This is a genomic window from Myxococcales bacterium, assembly GCA_016716835.1.
GTDB lineage: Bacteria > Myxococcota_A > Polyangia > Haliangiales > Haliangiaceae > JADJUW01.
This window is the reverse complement of record JADJUW010000003.1, coordinates 222,174-239,833: the sequence shown is the minus strand read 5'-3', so window position 1 is coordinate 239,833 and position 17,660 is coordinate 222,174. Positions and strand designations below refer to the sequence as shown.

The 17,660-nt window shown below is 63.6% G+C and carries 16 protein-coding genes; 5 read left to right on the top strand and 11 right to left on the bottom strand.

Annotated features, from left to right (window positions below; all coding sequences use genetic code 11):
* Nucleotides 1-25 precede the first annotated feature (25 nt).
* Entirely contained in the window at nt 26-1,030 is a 1,005-nt protein-coding gene (locus IPL79_19755) for a hypothetical protein (protein ID MBK9073210.1), read from the bottom strand.
* A gap of 282 nt (nt 1,031-1,312) precedes the next feature.
* Between IPL79_19755 and IPL79_19750 the strand changes: the two genes are divergently transcribed.
* Genes IPL79_19750 through IPL79_19740 form a run of 3 tightly spaced genes read left to right on the top strand, consistent with a single transcriptional unit; the run spans nt 1,313 to nt 4,580 of the window.
* Nucleotides 1,313-2,026, top strand: coding sequence for a FadR family transcriptional regulator (locus IPL79_19750; protein MBK9073209.1), 714 nt, complete (start codon nt 1,313-1,315; stop codon nt 2,024-2,026).
* Nucleotides 2,023-3,057 carry a hypothetical protein gene (locus IPL79_19745; protein MBK9073208.1) on the top strand — a complete coding sequence of 345 codons (1,035 nt, stop codon included), beginning with the start codon at nt 2,023-2,025 and terminating at the stop codon, nt 3,055-3,057. The genes IPL79_19750 and IPL79_19745 overlap by 4 nt, the downstream gene beginning before the upstream one ends.
* A complete protein-coding gene (locus IPL79_19740; GenBank protein ID MBK9073207.1) occupies nt 3,054-4,580 on the top strand; it encodes a GMC family oxidoreductase in 1,527 nt (508 codons plus the stop codon). Before IPL79_19745 ends, IPL79_19740 begins: the two co-directional genes overlap by 4 nt.
* Here the strand turns inward: IPL79_19740 and IPL79_19735 are convergent.
* The 8 genes from IPL79_19735 to IPL79_19700 all read right to left on the bottom strand — a co-directional run bounded on the left by IPL79_19735 (nt 4,577) and on the right by IPL79_19700 (nt 13,396).
* Nucleotides 4,577-5,434, bottom strand: a complete 858-nt coding sequence (locus tag IPL79_19735) for a hypothetical protein (GenBank protein ID MBK9073206.1) — start codon at nt 5,432-5,434, stop codon at nt 4,577-4,579. The genes IPL79_19740 and IPL79_19735 overlap by 4 nt on opposite strands.
* On the bottom strand, nt 5,434-6,417 hold the full coding sequence (locus IPL79_19730; GenBank protein MBK9073205.1) for an MBL fold metallo-hydrolase: 984 nt from the start codon (nt 6,415-6,417) through the stop codon (nt 5,434-5,436). The genes IPL79_19735 and IPL79_19730 overlap by 1 nt, the downstream gene beginning before the upstream one ends.
* A gap of 17 nt (nt 6,418-6,434) precedes the next feature.
* A complete protein-coding gene (locus IPL79_19725) occupies nt 6,435-7,781 on the bottom strand; it encodes an outer membrane protein transport protein (GenBank protein MBK9073204.1) in 1,347 nt (448 codons plus the stop codon).
* Nucleotides 7,778-9,061, bottom strand: a complete 1,284-nt coding sequence (locus tag IPL79_19720) for a hypothetical protein (GenBank protein ID MBK9073203.1) — start codon at nt 9,059-9,061, stop codon at nt 7,778-7,780. Before IPL79_19720 ends, IPL79_19725 begins: the two co-directional genes overlap by 4 nt.
* Nucleotides 9,062-9,155: 94 nt before the next feature.
* Nucleotides 9,156-10,160 (bottom strand): hypothetical protein, encoded by a 1,005-nt coding sequence (locus IPL79_19715; protein ID MBK9073202.1) that lies wholly within the window; start codon nt 10,158-10,160, stop codon nt 9,156-9,158.
* A gap of 23 nt (nt 10,161-10,183) precedes the next feature.
* Nucleotides 10,184-11,521: an outer membrane protein transport protein gene (locus IPL79_19710; protein MBK9073201.1), complete on the bottom strand. Its 1,338-nt coding sequence runs from the start codon at nt 11,519-11,521 to the stop codon at nt 10,184-10,186.
* Nucleotides 11,522-11,538: 17 nt separating this feature from the next.
* Nucleotides 11,539-12,855, bottom strand: a complete 1,317-nt coding sequence (locus tag IPL79_19705) for an outer membrane protein transport protein (protein MBK9073200.1) — start codon at nt 12,853-12,855, stop codon at nt 11,539-11,541.
* 88 nt (nt 12,856-12,943) lie between these two features.
* Nucleotides 12,944-13,396, bottom strand: a complete 453-nt coding sequence (locus IPL79_19700; protein MBK9073199.1) for a D-tyrosyl-tRNA(Tyr) deacylase — start codon at nt 13,394-13,396, stop codon at nt 12,944-12,946.
* 114 nt (nt 13,397-13,510) lie between these two features.
* On the opposite strand from IPL79_19700, the gene IPL79_19695 reads away from it, so the two are divergent.
* Entirely contained in the window at nt 13,511-14,041 is a 531-nt protein-coding gene (locus IPL79_19695; GenBank protein MBK9073198.1) for a hypothetical protein, read from the top strand.
* Between the two features lie 21 nt (nt 14,042-14,062).
* Here IPL79_19695 and IPL79_19690 read toward each other — a convergent pair whose 3' ends face one another.
* Together IPL79_19690 and IPL79_19685 are read right to left on the bottom strand one after the other, a co-directional pair.
* On the bottom strand, nt 14,063-14,710 hold the full coding sequence (locus IPL79_19690) for a YceI family protein (GenBank protein ID MBK9073197.1): 648 nt from the start codon (nt 14,708-14,710) through the stop codon (nt 14,063-14,065).
* A 54-nt stretch (nt 14,711-14,764) separates the two neighbouring features.
* Nucleotides 14,765-15,784, bottom strand: coding sequence for a YceI family protein (locus tag IPL79_19685; GenBank protein ID MBK9073196.1), 1,020 nt, complete (start codon nt 15,782-15,784; stop codon nt 14,765-14,767).
* Between the two features lie 659 nt (nt 15,785-16,443).
* Here IPL79_19685 and IPL79_19680 point away from each other — a divergent pair.
* Nucleotides 16,444-17,655 carry a hypothetical protein gene (locus tag IPL79_19680; protein ID MBK9073195.1) on the top strand — a complete coding sequence of 404 codons (1,212 nt, stop codon included), beginning with the start codon at nt 16,444-16,446 and terminating at the stop codon, nt 17,653-17,655.
* Nucleotides 17,656-17,660: the final 5 nt, after the last annotated feature.

Here is a 17,660-nt window from a genome sequence, read left to right as displayed (position 1 = left end):
TCGCGGCGCGCCAGACAGACGAGACCTAGCGCACCGGCGCGCCGTTGGCCGCCGCGGCGGCGCGCTCGCCTTGGGTGCCGAGGACCGTCGCTGGCGCCCGCGCGGTCTTGGCGAAGGCGCGCTTGGTAGCATCCGCCGTCACCGGCAGCACAAACGTTTGGCTGGCGTCGAGGCCGGTTACATCGAGCGTCACCGTCGGCCCCGTGGCCTCAACCGAGATGCAATTGCCGATGGCCGCAACAGGTGGCATGCCATCGATGCTGACTTCCCATGGCACGCCTAGCACGGTGTAAATGCCAAAGCGCCCCTCAAAGCAAACGACCTCAGAATAGCCGTCACTGAGTTCGTACTCATCCGCAAGCAAGATTTCTTCGAGCGCAGTGATAGTTGGCAGGTCGACGACATAGTCACTGACGCCCGCGGAAAAGGTTAGCGACGCGCTTTCACCGGCCGCGTCGACGGTGAAGGTGTCCCAGGCCGCGGTTGCGACCGTCGTTGGGCCGCCATTGACGATGACCGCCAGCGAGTCATCAATGAGGCGCTCGCCAGTTGCGCTCCGCAAGCCAACGACGATGCTCGCCGGTTCGCCGCGCGCCAACGCGATCTCGCCGGCATTGGGCAGCGATTCGCCAAGCGCCGGCAAGATATCGAGGGCAGCGAGAAAGGCGGTGTCGATCTGGATTCGATCGTAGAGCGCATTGGCGTCGTCGGTAATCCGAAGCCACGCCGTGCCGACCGCGGCGCCTTCGATGGCAACCTCGTCGCCATCCTGCCCCGTCACGACCAGGCTCGCGCCGCTGCTCGACGCGAGATACGGCAGATTGAAGAAGCCGCCGCCTGGCAGCAAAATTTCGATATGACTCGTTCCACCGTCGGCCACAGGTCGGATGGTGCCATCGAGAATCGTATCGCCAAGTGCGGGTCCGCTAAACAGGAGACCATCTGGTGTACTTGGTGAACACACTTCGTCGTTAGGGCAGCCGTTGGCGTAGCGATCGCCGGCGCTGACGCAGCCCTGCAGCGCGACCACGCCGATAGCTAGGCCTGCGCGTGCGGACCAAGTCGCCCGTCGCGAGCCCCGTGTGACCGATGTTGCGTGAGTCAAAGACTGTCGTTTGCGATTAGCTTGCATGGCTGACGACATCAGCATGAACCGTGCCAGCTACGCGTAGCCTTGTTCCCACCCGCTCGGCGCTGCGCGCCCGCAGCCGCGTTCACACCCTGGCGAAAATGTCCGACATGACGCGCGTTCGGGGGTGCAATTTCCGATTGATCTTCTTTCTAAACTGGTTTAACCATTAAACCAATGGTCGTGTCCGTCCGTCCCGTCGATGCCGCGCTGGCCAACCTGCGCGCCGCCATTCTCGCCGGCCGCCCGGCGCCCGGAGAGGCGCTCCCACCCGAGCGGCAACTAGCCGGCACGCTGGGCGTCAGCCGCTTGACCCTGCGCGCGGCCATCGCCCGGCTTGAGGCCGAGGGCCTGGTGCGCGCCCGCCAAGGCGATGCCGTGCGGGTGCTTGCGCCGGCGCAGCACGCCAATCTCGGCATGCTCGCGCACATCGACGTCCACCGCGACGTCACCAAGGTGGCGTCCTTTCTAGAGCTTCGACGGCTGCTCGCGGTTGAGACCGTGCTCAAGGCCGCGAGCAAACTCTCCACCGCGGGGCAAACCACCCTCGCCGCGCTGATCGATCGCCAGCGGCATGAGCCGGCGCTCGACGCGTTTATCGAACGCGACGTCGAGATTTCACGCGCGATCGTCGTCGCCGCCGATAATTTTGCGATGCTGCTGCTGTTTAATTCGCTCGCCGCGGTCTATCGCGCGCAGCCCGCGCTTGCCGCCGCGCTACACCACGATCGCAAGCAGGCCATGCGCAACTACGACGCGCTCCTCGCGATCGTACGCCACCAAGGGTCCGCGCCGAACGAGGCCCTGCGCGCCGGCTTGCGCACCGCGCTCGAGATCGCCGACCGCGCCGCCCTTCGCCGCCTCGCCAAGTGGGGGCCCAGCAGGTCGCCATCATGACGCGCGCGCCCTTGCTGCACGCCGATGCCATCGCATCGTTGCGGCACGCGAGCCGTGGCGAGCTGCGCCGACGTATCTCGCACGGCCATGCGATCGCGCCCAGTCAGCTAGCCGGCTGGACCTACCGCGGCACCGTGCTGGGCGCGGCGACGGTTGTCGAAACGCTGACGTGGTCGACCTTTCAAAAAGTCTTCCATCGCGATGCGATCACCGGGGCGCTGCTCGGCTGGAACGTGCGCCTGCATCAAGACGGCCTCGCTGCAGCGAGCAGGCCCATCGAGCACAACGGCGCGCCGCGCTGCGTTTGGTTCTACGAGGTGATCGAACCGCGTGGGGTCGCCGTGCCGCAAGGCCTCGATCGCGGGCTCATCATCGACTACGGGCGCAGCGCCTACAATCCACGCTGGGAGCCGATGCGCGCGATCAAAGACCCGCTGGTCGCGCTCACGCCAGGTGATCCGACATGCCTCATCGGGATGAGCTACGCCGTGATCGGCGGCGCCTGCGTCGAGACGCCGACATATTTCGCCTTGCAGCGCGAACATCGCACGACTTATGTGCCGGCATGCATCGCCGGCGCGCTTGCCACCGATGCCGTTGGCGCAGCTTCACCAAGCCCGGCGCGCGATAAGCATGCCACGTCGATCGCCACCCGTCTCAACGCCTTGACCGGCAACGAGCGCGCCTTAGCCGACGCGATCTTCACCGCCATCTACGCGACGACCACCGCCGACCTGCCACCACGACGTGACGTGTCGCCGGCGGTATGGGAGATCATGGCAGGCGCGACGGCGCCGACGTTTGGCCCCGGGCTGCGCGCCATGTTGCACGCGTTTAATGCCTTGCCGCTAGGCTATGCGGGCTTTCATCACCGCTTTGCGCGCCTGCCGCCTGCGCGGCAAATCGCCTTGCTTGAGGTGCTGGCCGCGGATCAGCGCTACCTCGTGCGCCAGCTCCTAGCGACCTTTAAGATGCTCGGCGGCTTTGGCTATTTCGACGACCCCGCGGTTCGCGAAAGGTTTACCGCGTGAGCGGCGAAGCGCACCACGCGCTGATCGCGCTTGACGGCGCCGACGTCCGACGACGCCTCACGCTGGCGAGCGAGGTCATCGTCGTGGGCAGTGGCCCCGCCGGCGCCACCGTCGCGCGGAACCTCGCGGCGGGGGGCCTCGACGTGCTCGTGCTCGAGGAAGGCGCCCATGTCACGCCCGCGCAGTTTCCCGTCAGCGCGGTGCGCGCGATGGGCCTGATGTATCGCGACATGGGCACCTCGATCGCCATGGGCAGCAGCCCGATGCCATATCTGCAGGGCAAGGTGGTTGGTGGCACCTCGGTCATCAACGGCGCGATCAGCTGGGCGTTTCCGCGCGAGATCTACGACGCGTGGCTGGCCGCCGATCCGGCGCTCGCCGAGGGGCTATCATGGGAGGCGCTGACCGCCGCCCAAGCCGAGATCATGAGCCGCTTGCATGTCGCGCCAACGCCACCTGCCATCGCGGGCGCGAAAAATCTCGTGCTCGCGCGAGGCGCCGAGGCGCTCGGCGTGGCGCATCGGCCGATCTCGCGCAACGTGACGGGCTGCATGGGGTCGGGCCGTTGTCTGCAAGGCTGCCCCAATGGCGCCAAGCTTTCCATGGAGCGTACGTTTTTGCCAGACGCCGTTCGTGACGGCGCACGCCTCATGGCCGGCATCCGCGTTACCCGCGTGCTCACCGATGCGCGCGGCGCGTATGGCGTCGAGGGCATCACCGCGGCCGGCGCGGCGGTCGAGGCGCGCGCACGTTATGCGGTCGTGCTCGCGGCGAGCGCGATCCAAACTCCGATGATCTTGCAAGCCTCCGGCATAACGCACGGCGCGGTTGGGCACGGCCTGATGGCGCATCCCGGCGTGTCGTTGACCGCGCGCTTTGACGAACCCGTCGACAATTTCCGCGGCGCCACGCAAGGCCACGAAGTCACCGGCTGGCTCCACGAAGGCCTCAAGCTCGAAGCGATTGGCTTTGACCTGCCCATCTTGGCGAGCCGCCTCCCGGACGTCGGGCCGGCCTTCGCGCGCCGCCTCACCGAGCTCAACCGCTATGCGGTGGCCGGGGCCGCCATTCATGCCGAGGCACGTGGCAGCGTGCGCCGTGGCCTCGCGGGGCGCGCCAGCGTGCGCTACTCGCTAACTAACGCCGACGTGCGCAAGGTGCGCCTCGGCGTGCGTCGGCTGGGCGAGGTAATGCTCGCCGCCGGGGCGCGCGAGGTGTATCCCGGGGTCGCCGGTTTTGATGCGGTCGTCAGCGATCCGCGCCGCATGGCGCAGCTCACCGACGAGGGCTCGCTGAATCCCAAAGCCTACGCGATGTCGATGACGCACCTCTTTGGTACCGCGCGCATGGGCAGCGATCCTGCCACCAGCGTCGTGCGCCCCGACTTTCGCCACCACACAACCCCAGGCCTCTACATCGCCGACTCAAGCGTCTTCCCGGGCAACCTCGGCGTTAACCCGCAAATCGCCATCATGGCCATGGCGGCCGTGATGGCGGCGTCGCTGGCCGCGGCCACCGCCTAAAGCGTCAACACGCTGCCATCGCGCGCAGCGTCGAGGGCGACGGACGTGCCGCCGGCGGCGTCGAGTTCGGCGCGGCAGGCGGCGAAGAGGGCGTCGATGTCGTCGTCGGTGTAGTCGGGGCCGTAGTGAAACATGACGAGAGTTTTGACGTTGGCGGCGGCCGCGGCCTGCGCGGCCTCACGCACCGATGAGTAGCCAAGGGCAAAGTTTTCGAAATCGTCGGCGACGGAAAACGTCGTGTCGTGAATTAGCACGTCGGCGTCGCGATACAGGGCGATGGTTTCGGCTGGCGCGCCCGCATCGGCATACCCCACGTCGGGCGCGAACACGAGGACCTTGCCGGTCGCGCGCTCCAAGATGCGAAAGGCCAGCGAGGTTACCGTGCCGTGGGGATTTGCGATCGCGCTGATGGTAAAGGCGCCCACCTCAAACGGCGCACCAACCGGGGTCGCCTTGATCGTGAACGCCGCGCCTAAATTGCGCAACGTCTGAAGCGGCGACACGTTGGGGTTCATGCCGCCTTCCATGATGCGCTCGAGGGCATCGGCCGTGGCCGCGTTGCCCCAAAGCGTAAACTGATTGCCAGGCACGAACACCGGCGCAAAAAAACCAAGCCCTTGCGTGTGATCCCACATGGCGTTCGCCATCAAGATGGTGGCGTGGCCCGCGCCGTCGCGAAACTCTCGCGTCATAAGGTGATTACCGAGATGAAACAGGCCGGTGCCCATGCTCAAAATGAGCAAATCGCCGGCCTCGCTCTCCACCGAAATACACGGCGTATTGCCGCCGTAGCGGTTATACGCCGCGCCCGCCACGGCGATCATGCCGCGCACGCCCCAGCATTGCACGCGCACTAGAGGGCGCCTCCCAGCGCCAGCTCTTGGCCTTCGTGCGCCGCGATCACCGCAAAGGCATCACCGGCCGCAGCGCTCTCGGCGCGCGTCGCGACCAAGATCGCATCTTGCTCGTCATCGCTGCGTAGCGGCGCGTGGTGAAACAGGCACAACGTCTTCACCTTGCCCAGCCGCGCCATCTGCAGCGCGTCGCTTGGCGTCGAATGGCCCCAATGCGGGCGTTGCGCATATTCTTGCGCGGTAAATTGCGTGTCATAGATCAGCAGATCCGCGCCTTGCATGAGCGCCACCAACTGGCCCTGCATATCGGCCAGGCGCGCGGCGACCTTGGCATCAAGCGGCGCGCCCGGCACGGGCGCCTCCTTGACAAAATCATACTCGAGCAGAACGTCGCGAAACGGCGCGGTGTCCGAACAGTAGACCAGGGAGGCACCGTCGCAATCGATGCGATACGCCATCGCGATCCACGGGTGGTTGAGCCGGGCACATCGGACGCGCGCCTCGCCGATCATAAAATCGGAGTCGTCGCGCAGCTCGCGAAAAGCCAGGTCGGCGCGAAACTTGGTCAGCGGCGCCGGCAGATAGACGTCATCGGTTTGCGAGGCGAACACCGCCTGCATCTTGTCGTCGTGGCGCTCCCGCGCGTAGATCTGAAAGCGATTGCCCGCGACGCGAAACGGCGCAAAAAACGGCAAGCCCTGCACGTGGTCCCAATGGGTATGACTAATGAGGATGTGGCCTTCCGCGCGGCCATCAGCAAAGCGCTGCGCGATCTCGTCCTGCCTGCCAGAAGCTGCCCCACCCATCAACGCCTTGCCCAGCGGCCGAAGGCCCGTGCCCGCATCGATAATGATCGGCAACGCTCCCCGCGGCGTGACCTCGACGCAGGAGGTGTTGCCGCCATAGCGGTTGGTCGACGGCCCCGGCATGGCGATCGACCCACGTACCCCCCAAAATCGAACGTGCATGGCTAGCCCCGTCACGGTAACACGATAGGACGCTAAAACTCTAGCCGCAGCGTGGCGCCAAAGGAGAGCTGCTGCGCTTTGGAGGTATAGTCGCCTACGAGATCGGCGGGCGATGCCTTGATATGCGCCTGCGTCGGCTGCACTGCCCACTGCGCAAAGACGTCGAAATATAGTGGCCGCGACAGAATGCCAAAACCTTCTGACCTCACGCCCATGCCCGCGGCAAAGGTCTGCAGCGCGCCATCTATGAAATTGTTGACGTTGGTCTGCGGCGCGCCGGCCGCGCTTTGATAGCCATACCCGCCGCGAAACGCAAAGCGCGAGGTGGGACCAGATGGCAAGAATTCAAACCCCACGCGCGCCGCATAGGCGTCTTTGAAACCCGGTTGTGGGCGGAGTGTGCTCGGCACAATCGGCACGTCAAACGTGCCGAAATCGCTTTCGACGGTGACGCTCGCCTGCGGATTGCGAAACGCGCTCCAGTCAAACCAACCAAGGTCGGTGGTCAGCTCAAGCCGCTCACTGGGTTGCACGGTCAGGCTGGCCCACGCGGTCGCCGGTTGAAAGGTCTTGATGGCCGCCGCCTGGACCTGCAGATACGCATCGTCAATTACGGGTGGCAAATCCGGGAGCCCAATGTCAGCATGCACCGTGATGCCCTGCGCCTCAAGGAACTCGAATTTTTGTCGATAGAGCCCCCCAAGCGTCACCGCATCGCTTACGCGCCATGTCGCGCCCACTTGGGTGTAGCGCGAATTCTTGACCTTGCCATCGAGGTTTAGCTGCAAGCGGCTGTCGTCGCCCGAGGGATAGCCCAAGGTGCCGTCGATGCCTAACTGCACCGACAGCCCGGCTAGGTGTTGCACGCTGACGCCGACCGAAAAGCGCTCGGTGATCGCAAACGCCGCGCTCGTGGCGAGCAGCACGCGCTTGGTCCGCCCCTCAAATTTCATGAACTCGGGCGAGTTGCTGCGGCGCAACGGATCTTTTTGCAACGGCGCCATGATGACAATGCCGCCGGCAACCGCGTGGCCAAACAACGTCCCCGGCGCCGCAAACGCCAAATACCACGCCTGCAAATCGCCCGGCCCAACCGGGACATCGTTGAGCGAGAGCTCGGGCAAGCCCACGGTGTAGCCGAGATCGAGATGTGCGCCGCCCAGCCACGCCAGCGCCGAAGGATTATAAAAGCTCGCCGAGGCGTCGCGCGTCGACGAAACGCCGGTGTTCGCCATGGCCGAGTTGCGCGCGCCGGCGCCAATATAGTCGGCAGGACTAGCCAACGCTGCCGTCGGCAGCCCACTCGCCACCAACATCGTCGCGGCCCACGTAAGCATGGTGCAACGCCCAGCCTTGTAGCCGTCCATGCGCCCACTCATAGCGACGATCCAATCGTGACGCCGCCGGCCTTGATGCTGCCGTCGCTGGTAAAATCTGCACCGAGCTGGAGATGACGCCGCTCCGCCAGCTCCTGCGCTTGCACCCAGGCATCTATGTACCAGCGATTGCCACCCATCGTCGCCGAAAAGCCGACGCCCGCACCGACCACGTGGCGATCGTTGTCGAGAATTGCCTGCGATGCGGGGGCATCCGGCGCGGGCGACGAAACAAAGCTATAGCCGCCGCGCAACGCGAACGCCATGGCTTTGGCGCGGCCGCCATCGCCGACGCGCAGGATCACGTCAAGACCTGCGCGCGGCACCACCGTATCTGCAAAATTGGGCCGCGGCAGCGCCGGCAAGGTATCGGGGGTGATGCTTTCGGCGGGACGAGGATACGCCCCCCACGCCGCATAGGTGACATCGGCAAAAAACCGTAGCGCCGGCACCGGACTCCATTGAACGCCAAACTCAAAATGGCTCGGCTCGTATTGGCCAACGCCTTGCAGCACCAACGCGGGCAGCGGCAACGGAAACGACGGCTCAGTGCGGCTGATAAAATCTATGTAATACGTCGCCGCTAGCGCACCGCGATAGGCGCCGCCAACGCGCAACTGGGACGTGATATCCCATTGCACCCCCACCAGCGGCGCGGCGTCGACCAAGACCGATTGGTCGGCCAAGGTATCGAGGCCGCCAAAGCCGTTCGAGCGCAGGATAATCAGGCCATTGAGCGACAGCACCGCCGACGCGCCGGCCCCCACGCGCAGGCGCGGCGACAACGCGTACGACAACGTGGCGCTAAGCTCGGTCATTTGCGTGCGTTGCTCGAGCAAGGTAAAGGCCGGCGTCTCGCCGCCTGGGTAGGACAGGGTGACGAGGTTTTCGCGGGGCAAGAATGCCTTGGCGCCGAGGATGAAACGTTTGTTGGCCCAGCCGTTGAGACGAATCGGCATAATCGCCGTCAGCGTGGTGCCGCGTGGCGCTTGTGCCGGCCGCGATTCGCCGCCCGCCACCAGCTCGATGGCGCCGAACATCTCGCCAATGCTGACCGCAATATCTGGCTCGGCGGCAACGCCGCTTGGGTTTGATCCCAGCGCCTCGCCGTCGACGGACGTCACTGCCCCGGCGCCGGCGCGTCCCGCACTTTTGGCGCCCTGCCCAAAGAGGTCCAAGGGTGAGGCAGCCGCGTACGGCAGCATCCCTCCAAGCTGCGTCACGCCGCTGGCGATGACGGCGATGACGCTCGCGCTCGCCGCAACCACGGCTCGACGACGCAAGCATTGTAGGCGGCAATCTCGCACGTGCGTGTACCCTAGCATAGCCGTCACTTCACTCAATCATGCGACGCCGCAAATGGCCGCCTGCCTTGCGTCATTGCGGCGAGGGATGCACCGCCAAGGCAATGCCGCTGCGCGCGCCCTTTTGCCCGCTAAACGCCATGATTCCCGTACGGGTCCCAACGACAAGCGAGGGTTCGCGCCCTGGCGCCGCAAGCACCGGACGCGATGTGGAATAGCGCTCCCACGTAATGCCATCGAACGTGCCAACGTAGCCAACCGACGCGGTATCACTATTGACGACGTCGGTGAGGCCGGTGAACCACACGCCAACCAGCACGCGACCGGCCGAGGTGGTGCGCGCAACGATCGTCGGCGAGCCGACGATGGCGCGATCAAAGGCGTCTTCCACCTCTCCGCGCGCCGTTGCGATCGGCTCGGCATCAAAGACCCACGCCTCGGGATCGGCCACCGGCGCCTTGGCGCGCCAAATACCCGGCATGTCGATGCGCTCCGCAACCAGCCACAATTCATCACCAACGACCGCCACCGACGGAGAGCGGACGTCGCTTAAGATTGGATCAGCCTCGGCCGTCCAGGTGGCGCCGTCGTCTGATGAGGTGGCCATCCCGACGCTGCTAGCCTCGTCGCCGCCGGTATAGAACATACGCAGCTGGCCGCCGATCTCGATTACGCTTGGCGTGCCGATCTCGGTTGCTTCCCACGGCCGCGTTGGCCCCAGCACCCTGCTCGGCGCGACGTCCGGCGGTTGCGCGTAATTGGCGAATTCGGCATACCAAATCTCTCTTGGCGCCGCCTGGCCGGATTCCTGGCGTGAGTACCAAATGCGAAAGCCGCCATCACCGCGCGGCATGATCCAAGGCTCGGCGAGGTCGGCCTGTAACTCGGTCAAGATCCACGGCTCTTGATTGGGCGTCTCAAAGACGTCCGGTGGCCGGACATACGGTCCGATGCCCGACGACGGCAGATTGTCGTAGCCACCCGCGGGGCTCTCGCTCAGCCCCAGGCCACATGCGGCCGTGAGCGACGCCGCCATCATCATGGCACTGACCAACACTCGACTGTTTGCTTGCGTCATAGCTTGCTCCCTTGCCTAGTCACTTAAAATTTCCATCTACTGGTGAGGCCAGCCGCCCACACCGTACCTGACGAGCGAAAATCACCAATCTCGTCGACCGGTGAGGTCTTTACATGCATGCGCGATTCGAGCACGGTGAATTGCACGAAGGCATCAAAGGCGACCGGCAACGGCACGATGGTGCCCAGCCCCGGCAGCTCAAGCCCGCCGCCCACCGAGGCAATATGCTTGTTGTTGTCGATAAAATTGGAATCCCCAGTTTGCGCCGGCGCCGGCGAGGGCTCATAGGCGTAGCCCGCGCGCAAGGCGATCAAATTCTTGCGCCATGGCATGACATATTCCGCGCCAAGCCGTGGCACCAAGATGTCGGCGAAGTTCGGATCTGAGATGGGCGCCGACGGCGGAATATCCACCTGATCGTTAAATTGACCGACGTCGAGCTCGACCTCGGTGATGGTCGAAGGGTTCTCGAATTGGCTCCATCGCTGATACGACAAATCGAGCGCCACCGCCAAGCGTGGCGTGGCCTGCACCGTCGCGCCGAGCACCAGCTGTGCCGGCTGAAAAAGATCTTGAAACGCGGTCTTGAGCGCGAGAAAGCCATCCTCGACCAGTGGCGTTCCGCCCGGCGCGCCGATGTCGCCGGTGACGCGAAACACCTGCTTGACGCGCAACGTGAACTTGTCGCGATAGACCGCGCCCACGCGCAGCCAGTCGGTGGCGCGAAACGCGAGCCCGACGTGGGCGTAGCGGATGGTGTTGAGATCGACGTCGATGTCGAGGGCCAGGTTGCTCTGCTCGGGTACCGGCACGGCGATCAGGCCATCGAGCACCACCTCACCTTCAGATTGCGACATCACCATCATGCCGGCGCCAAGGCTCAGCCGCTTGGTGATCGCGACGCCAAGGGCCGAGGAGACAAACAGGCGTTGTGGCCGATTGTGGTAGTAGAAAAACCTCGGCCTCGCCGCGCGCGCGCTCTGCAGTCGCGTCAAATAATTGTCGGGCGAGAAAAAGGTGAGCCCTAGCGCGACCCGGGTCTTGCCAATATTGCCGGGCTGCACCAGCGATACGGTGAAACCGTGCAGCGAATCGACGCCGACATTTTTGCCATTGAGGCGCAGATTCGGCTGCGCCACCATGTAGCCCAGATCGATGTGCGTGTGCTCGCCGCTCACCAGCAGCGCGGGGTTATAATAACTGGCCGAGCCGTCGTCGGCGTTGCTCACCGAGGCGTTGCCCATGGCGGCGCCGCGCGCGCCGTTGCCGTAAATGTCATTAGGATTGGCGCTGACGTGCGTTGCCAGCGCGCATGTCGCCAAGAGCGCCATCGCGGTCGCACGCGGCCACGTCGCGCGCATAGGGCCGCGTCGCGACCTCACAGGCTCACCCCCACGCTGACGCCGCCGGCATAAATTCGGCCACTCGTGTCGATCTGATCAAATCCAGGTGTTGTCCCCTCGGGTTGCAAGTCGGGGTCTTTTTGATGGGACCGCGACAAGAGCACATGCGCCTGCCACCATGCATCGATCGTAAACGTGTTGTGACCGGCGCGAATCGCCGCGCCCAGCCCCGCCGAGGTCACGATGCGGTGGTTATCGAGCAGCGATTGGAAGCCCGTCATCTCTGGCGCCGGCGATTGAAAGAACGCAACACCGGCGCGCGGCGTGAGGCGCAACCTGCGCCAGCCACGTGAAAATTCAACGCCTGCGCGTGGCACCACGATATCGTGAAAATCGGGTGATGGCTGGGCCGGCATGCTTGCGACAGGATTGAGCGTCGGCAACGGATATTTGCTCCACTGTTGCCACGCCAGCGCGGCGATGAGTTTAAGCGTGTTGTTGGGCGAGCCGGCGGGCAAGGTCCACGCGGCCTCGGCGTTGGCCGAGAGTGGCTCAAACTGTGGCGTGCCAGCGATCCGCATCTGCGGCAGCTCGATGGGCACAACCGAGCCAAAATCAGAGGAGACACTTAGGTCGTAGCCCGACGACGTCTTGCCGCGTACGCCAAGTCCCACCAACATGGCCGGCATGGAGTTGGGCGACCATTGCACGCCCACGATCGGCGCGGCCTTGGTGACCAGATTTTGCGCCGAGGTCGAGTTGAAGCGCCCGAGCTCGTCGGCCGTAATATTAACGTCGCCGGTGAGCGTCGCCAGCGCGGTGATGCCTGCGCCAACTTGCCATTCGTCATTTAGCCACACGCCCAGGCTGACGTTGGCCGATAAGATCTGGCTGCGCTGCTCGAGCAAGGCGAATTGCGGTTGGCCGGGAAACGGCGCCTTGTTGTGCGCGAGCGATTCGGTGGGCACGTAGAAGCCAATGCCAAGTGTCACGCGATCGCGCCATGGCCCGCCAAAGCCGATCGGGATGACACCGCCGATGACAAAGCCGTTGGCAGGCGCGACGTCGCGCGCTTCGCCATCGATGAGCAGGCGCAGCTTGCCGTAGAGGTTGCCGATCGATAATCGCTTGAGCCGCGCCGAGGCCAGGCCCGCGGGATTAAGCAACACCGAATCAAAATCGTTGCTCGTCACCAGCCCGGCCCCCGACATGCCCGAAGTGCGCCCGCCAAAACCATAGAGGTCAAGCGGCGAGGCTTGGGCCGTGGTGGCGTCGAGCGCAGGTAGCGCCGCGAGCAGGCTGACCGCGCCTAGGCACCCGAGCGCGGTGCAGAACCGGCGTTTTTCGCGCATGCGGCGCAATATATAGGTGACGCATGCGGGCACAAGCCCCGTGCGCCTAGAAACATTGACTTCGACTTAGGCGTCGCGAGGCCGCACCTTAAAAGCCACGCGCAGAATCGAGTAAAATGGTCACCGGCCCATCGCCACAAAGCGAGACTTGCATATCGGCGCCAAAGACCCCGGTCGCGACGTTCGCGACGCCCCTTTGACGCAACAGGTCAACGCCGCTTGACCACAGGGCTCGAGCCGGTTCGGGCGCCATCGCATCCGTGAAGCCGGGCCGTTTGCCTTTGCGCGCATCGCCATAGAGCGTGAACTGCGAGATCCACAACACGGCACCGCCACAGTCGAGCACCGATAAATTCATCTTGCCGGCGTCGTCGCCAAAGATGCGCAGGCCAACCAGCTTGTCTACGATATAGGCAAGCTCGGTCTCCGTATCACCCTGCCCGGCAGCGACCAAGGCGACCAGGCCCTTGCCGATTTCGCCAACCACGGCGCCATCGACTGTCACGCTGGCGCTGGAGACGCGCTGGAGCACCGCTCGCACCGGCGCACGCTCTCATATCGCTCGGGGGAGGGCAAGCGCACGCGGCGAGGCACCCCTCGGCGAGGCAACCGCGTCGCCTTGTCATGAGTCTGGTATCTCTATAGGATGCCGGCCATGAACGTGTTTGCCTCGTTGCCATCGCGACTGCGTCAGGTCGCCGCTGTGGCCGTACTCTTGGCCGCGGCCGGCGCCGGGGCTGCTTGCAGCAAAGAAATCGGCGACAGCTGCTTTATCAACAGCGACTGCGACATCAACGGCCTGCGCATTTGTGACAATGCCGCAAACGGCGGCTACTGCACCATCCTGGGGTGCGACTACGACACCTGCCCGGATGAATCCGTGTGCATACGATTTTACTCCGGGGTGTTCGAAAACCGCCCATGCGACCCCGCGACCGAAGACGCGCTCAATGACGGCACCGATGACTGCTCGCTTGACGAGGTGTGCACCCTCACCGGCAAGTGCGCGGTTCGCACCACCGAGGTGCGCTATTGCATGCGCCGCTGCGGCGACTCGGGCGATTGCCGCGACGACTATGAATGTCGCGACGAGGAGCTAATGATCGCCAATGGCGGCGAGCCGCTGCCGGCGCCTGAACAGTCAATCGATCCAGAAGGCCATAAATTTTGCGCCGAAGCGCCGTAGCGCCCGGATTGCGAAGCGCGCCTAGATCTTCTTGAGCACGAGTTGCACGGAGGCCTTGAGGTCGCTACCAACCTTGCCTTCGGCGTTGCCGAATTTAAAATCTGCGAGCGTAAAGGCGGCTTCGCCCTTCACCTTGACCGAGCCATCGGCGCCGACTTCGAGGACTTCTAGCTTGATCGGGAGTTTCTTCTCGATGCCCTTGAGGCTTACGGTGGCTTCGCCGGAGTAAGTCTTGTCGCCGTCTTTTTTCAGGCCGGAGACTTTGACCGAACCCTTGGCCGACTTGGCGACGTCGAGAAATTCGGCCGACGCGAGATGCGCGTCGCGATCGGCGATGCCGCTTTTGACGTTGGCGAGGTCGAGCTCGATTTCGAAGGTGCCGGCCTCGAGCTTGGCGGGATCAAAATCGGCCTTGACGATCTTGTAGCCGACGTCGACCAAGACTGGATCTGTTGGTTTGGCTGGCGTGTGCGAGGCTTCGATGCGGAAGTACTCGGCAGGCGCCGCCGCGGGCTCTGGGGTGGGCGCAGGGGCTGGGGCCGGTGCGGGCGCTGGCGCTGGCTCAGGTTGCTTGGCCTCGAGCTTTGGCTCGTCGGATTTGCTGCAGGCGGCCGAGGAGATTGCCGTGGCGAGGAGGAGGAGTGAGAGTGATTTGGTGATGAGTTTCATGGTGTATTCCTTTTTCTTTCGGGTTGCGGTGCGGTTTCGAACAAACGACTAAACTTAGTTCGCGGCGACATGCCGCAAGACGAGCGTAACTAGCACGGGTAGCTCATCGCGATCAAAGCTTGATTGGTGGGCGGCCAGCCCGGTCTCGCTGATTTTTAGCGAAAACGAGCCTTCAATGATGAGCGCGGCGGCCGCCGCGGCCAGGCCAAGTCGCTGCATCGCCGCGCCGTCGAGGCGCCCAATCGTTCCCGAGAACACGACCGGCTCTGCCTGCCCCATCAACGTCAGCGTCCCGCTGGCGCGCACTTGCAGCGAGGTTGGCGAGGCAATGCGCGTTGCGGTAAACGCGCCCAGCGCAAACGAGATGGTGGGGAATTCGTCGGCGTGGAAATACTCCTTGGCGTGGCCGTTTCGCATGGAGATGCCGGTGTCGATGACGTTGACCGGCACGGTAAAAGTGGCCTCGATGGGCGCGCCAGCCGCACCGATGTTGGCGAGATCGCCGCTCAAGGTGCCGCTGACCGCGCCGGCGAAGGCGGCGTCGAAGGCCTCCTTGCCCGCTTCGAGCTTGGCGACCAGCGTCGAATGAGCCGCGACCACCTCATACGTGCCAACCGGCGATGGCAGGCCGCCATCGATCACGTCGGGTAGTTGCGCCAGCGGAACCGCGGCCGGCAGCGCGTCACGTGCGCCAGTGGGGCGACCGCCCGACACAAACGCCCCGCCGGGCACGATAAATGACATCAGCGCGCCCAGCGTTAGCGCTGCGCGGGCGACGGCTTGCTTGCGCTGCCGCGCGCGCTCTCGCCGCGAGATGAGGTAGGCCGCCAGGGCCACGCCGAGCGCGCACATGCCGAGCACGCCGATCGCATCGAGGCCCAGCCACACGCGCTCAGTCTGCGCCGCCTGCCACCCAAGGTCGGGATGCGGCACAAAAAACCGCTTGGCCTGCGCCGTATAGAGATTGCCCGAGCCTTGCAGCAGCCAGCGCCCGCCAGCCGCAACGGCGGCCGCTATAGGCAGCCCAACGATCCAGTATGGACCACGTGCAGAATTGGAAACTGGCGCGGCCATCTTGCCGTACCTGTTATCACGATGTTGCGCTTCGACAAGGGTGCCTTTTACAGTGTAATCAGTTAGTTACACAACAGACTGTTGCATGGCTGGAACCGGCGGCCCTCTGGAGTCGCCCAAATTGTCGGCGTGCACTCATTCAGCAAATGCAAATGGATCGGTTCGTGCGTCCCAAGTGCAAATCTGCACTTATGTGCACTTACTTCCCTCGCGTTGCACATCGTATCTACCAGTAAACACGTAGAAATCGATTGGCATGCAGCCTGCACAGCTTCAACTCGGAGGCAATGAAAAATGAAAAAAATTAATGGCTCAAAATTGAAACTGTCGCGAGTCGCTGTGGAATCACTATCGAATGCAGCTGGTGCGTTGTACGACGCAGCTGGTCCTGCTCCGTGGACGGATCTTCGGGAGGGACACGTGGGCGAAGATACCAGGGCTCTTGGCGTACCAGTAGCCGACGCGAGAGCGACGGATATCGTCCGAATTCAGTTCTGCAAGGATCCTCAAGGGAGCCGACAAGCCCAAAATACGTGTGGCTGCTAGCACTTTGTCGACAATAGTCCGCGAAACCTAACCGACCCCAGCTACCGCTGGGGTTTCTTTCGTTTGAGCCGTAGCCGTGCGGTCGCACAAACAAAAAGCGCTACAATTCAGTTGTGTCATCCTCTTTGATAACAGGCACCCTTGCCGACACATGCACTGATGTGGTGCACCAACTTGCCACAACGCTGATCGCGGAACCTCCGCGCGATCCTATGTCCAACGCACTCTTTTTGGCCTATTACGCGGAGTTTTCGCAAGAACCGAAAATAGAGATCCTTCTAGAAAATGCTATTCGAAGGGCAATCACCTCGCTCGCGGATGGGTCATCACCGACTTTGCTGCTAACCGGCTCAATCGGCGCTGCATGGTCGATAGCTCACCTCGTAGATGACCCTGACTACGTTGATGAACTACTAGTAACTTTTGATCGATCGCTAGTTGATAGCTTACGGCACCAACATCCGCTGAGGGAAGATGCCGGCATCATTGCCGGCATGTCCGGAGTCATTGTTTATGCGCTTGAAAGGGCCACCAATGGCAATCAAGCCATCGCGTCTCAGCTCGCTCAGCTCGCCGTTGCGGGTATTAGTCGCCTCGCGACAACAGATAACAGCGGGACCCGTTGGATCACCAAAGCAACGGAACTACCTGCCGAAATGAAAACAAGCTTTCCACATGGGCTCACCTATTGCGGGCCTGGCCACGGCGCTGCCGGCGTAATCGCTGCACTAGCGTCCGTAAAATCCCTGGGGCTAAACAACGTAGATGAGCTAATTCTTGGCGCGGAAGCGTGGCTTTCATTTCTTGAAGCAACGGCCTCCCCCCCTTGGACCGCGGTGGGTACAATTGCGGAAGTGCCTGGCGAGAGGCGCCTCGCGAGTCGCCTGTCATGGTGTGAGGGCAGCTTAACCTCTGCCATTATGCGAATGCAGGGCGCGCTTTCCTTGAATGCCGCGGTTGAGCCTTACCTCGCAGCAATTCTCGCAAGCGCCGCTATTTCACCGACGGAACGACCATCCCTCAACGCCGAGCTCTGTCATGGCGCACTGTCTCATGCATATTTTTTCCATCGCTGTTGGTTGGACTATCCAATTGCCGAGCTGGCGGGTGCCTGCCTGGCGTGGGTGGAGGACGCGCTCTCCTTGAGGAGCATGGATGCAAATTTTTTACGTTTCAAGACCAACCGCACGCGGCCTGACGGCACCTTTCTCCAAGGTGAAGCGGGCATTGTGTTGGCTCTTATAGCGCTGATAAAAGGTGAAGCCCCGGGATGGGAACGACTACTCGGCATACTCACCCCGCTTCGACGCACCCTAACCGCGTAGTTTTC

Excerpts from the sequence above, each read along its gene's own strand:
- IPL79_19745 (MBK9073208.1), top strand. The coding sequence starts at position 2,023 with ATGACGCGCGCGCCCTTGCTGCACGCCGATGCCATCGCATCGTTGCGG.
- IPL79_19725 (MBK9073204.1), bottom strand. The coding sequence starts at position 7,781 with ATGAGTGGGCGCATGGACGGCTACAAGGCTGGGCGTTGCACCATGCTT.
- IPL79_19715 (MBK9073202.1), bottom strand. The coding sequence starts at position 10,160 with ATGACGCAAGCAAACAGTCGAGTGTTGGTCAGTGCCATGATGATGGCG.
- IPL79_19710 (MBK9073201.1), bottom strand. The coding sequence starts at position 11,521 with ATGCGCGCGACGTGGCCGCGTGCGACCGCGATGGCGCTCTTGGCGACA.
- IPL79_19705 (MBK9073200.1), bottom strand. The coding sequence starts at position 12,855 with ATGCGCGAAAAACGCCGGTTCTGCACCGCGCTCGGGTGCCTAGGCGCG.
- IPL79_19695 (MBK9073198.1), top strand. The coding sequence starts at position 13,511 with ATGAACGTGTTTGCCTCGTTGCCATCGCGACTGCGTCAGGTCGCCGCT.
- IPL79_19690 (MBK9073197.1), bottom strand. The coding sequence starts at position 14,710 with ATGAAACTCATCACCAAATCACTCTCACTCCTCCTCCTCGCCACGGCA.
- IPL79_19685 (MBK9073196.1), bottom strand. The coding sequence starts at position 15,784 with ATGGCCGCGCCAGTTTCCAATTCTGCACGTGGTCCATACTGGATCGTT.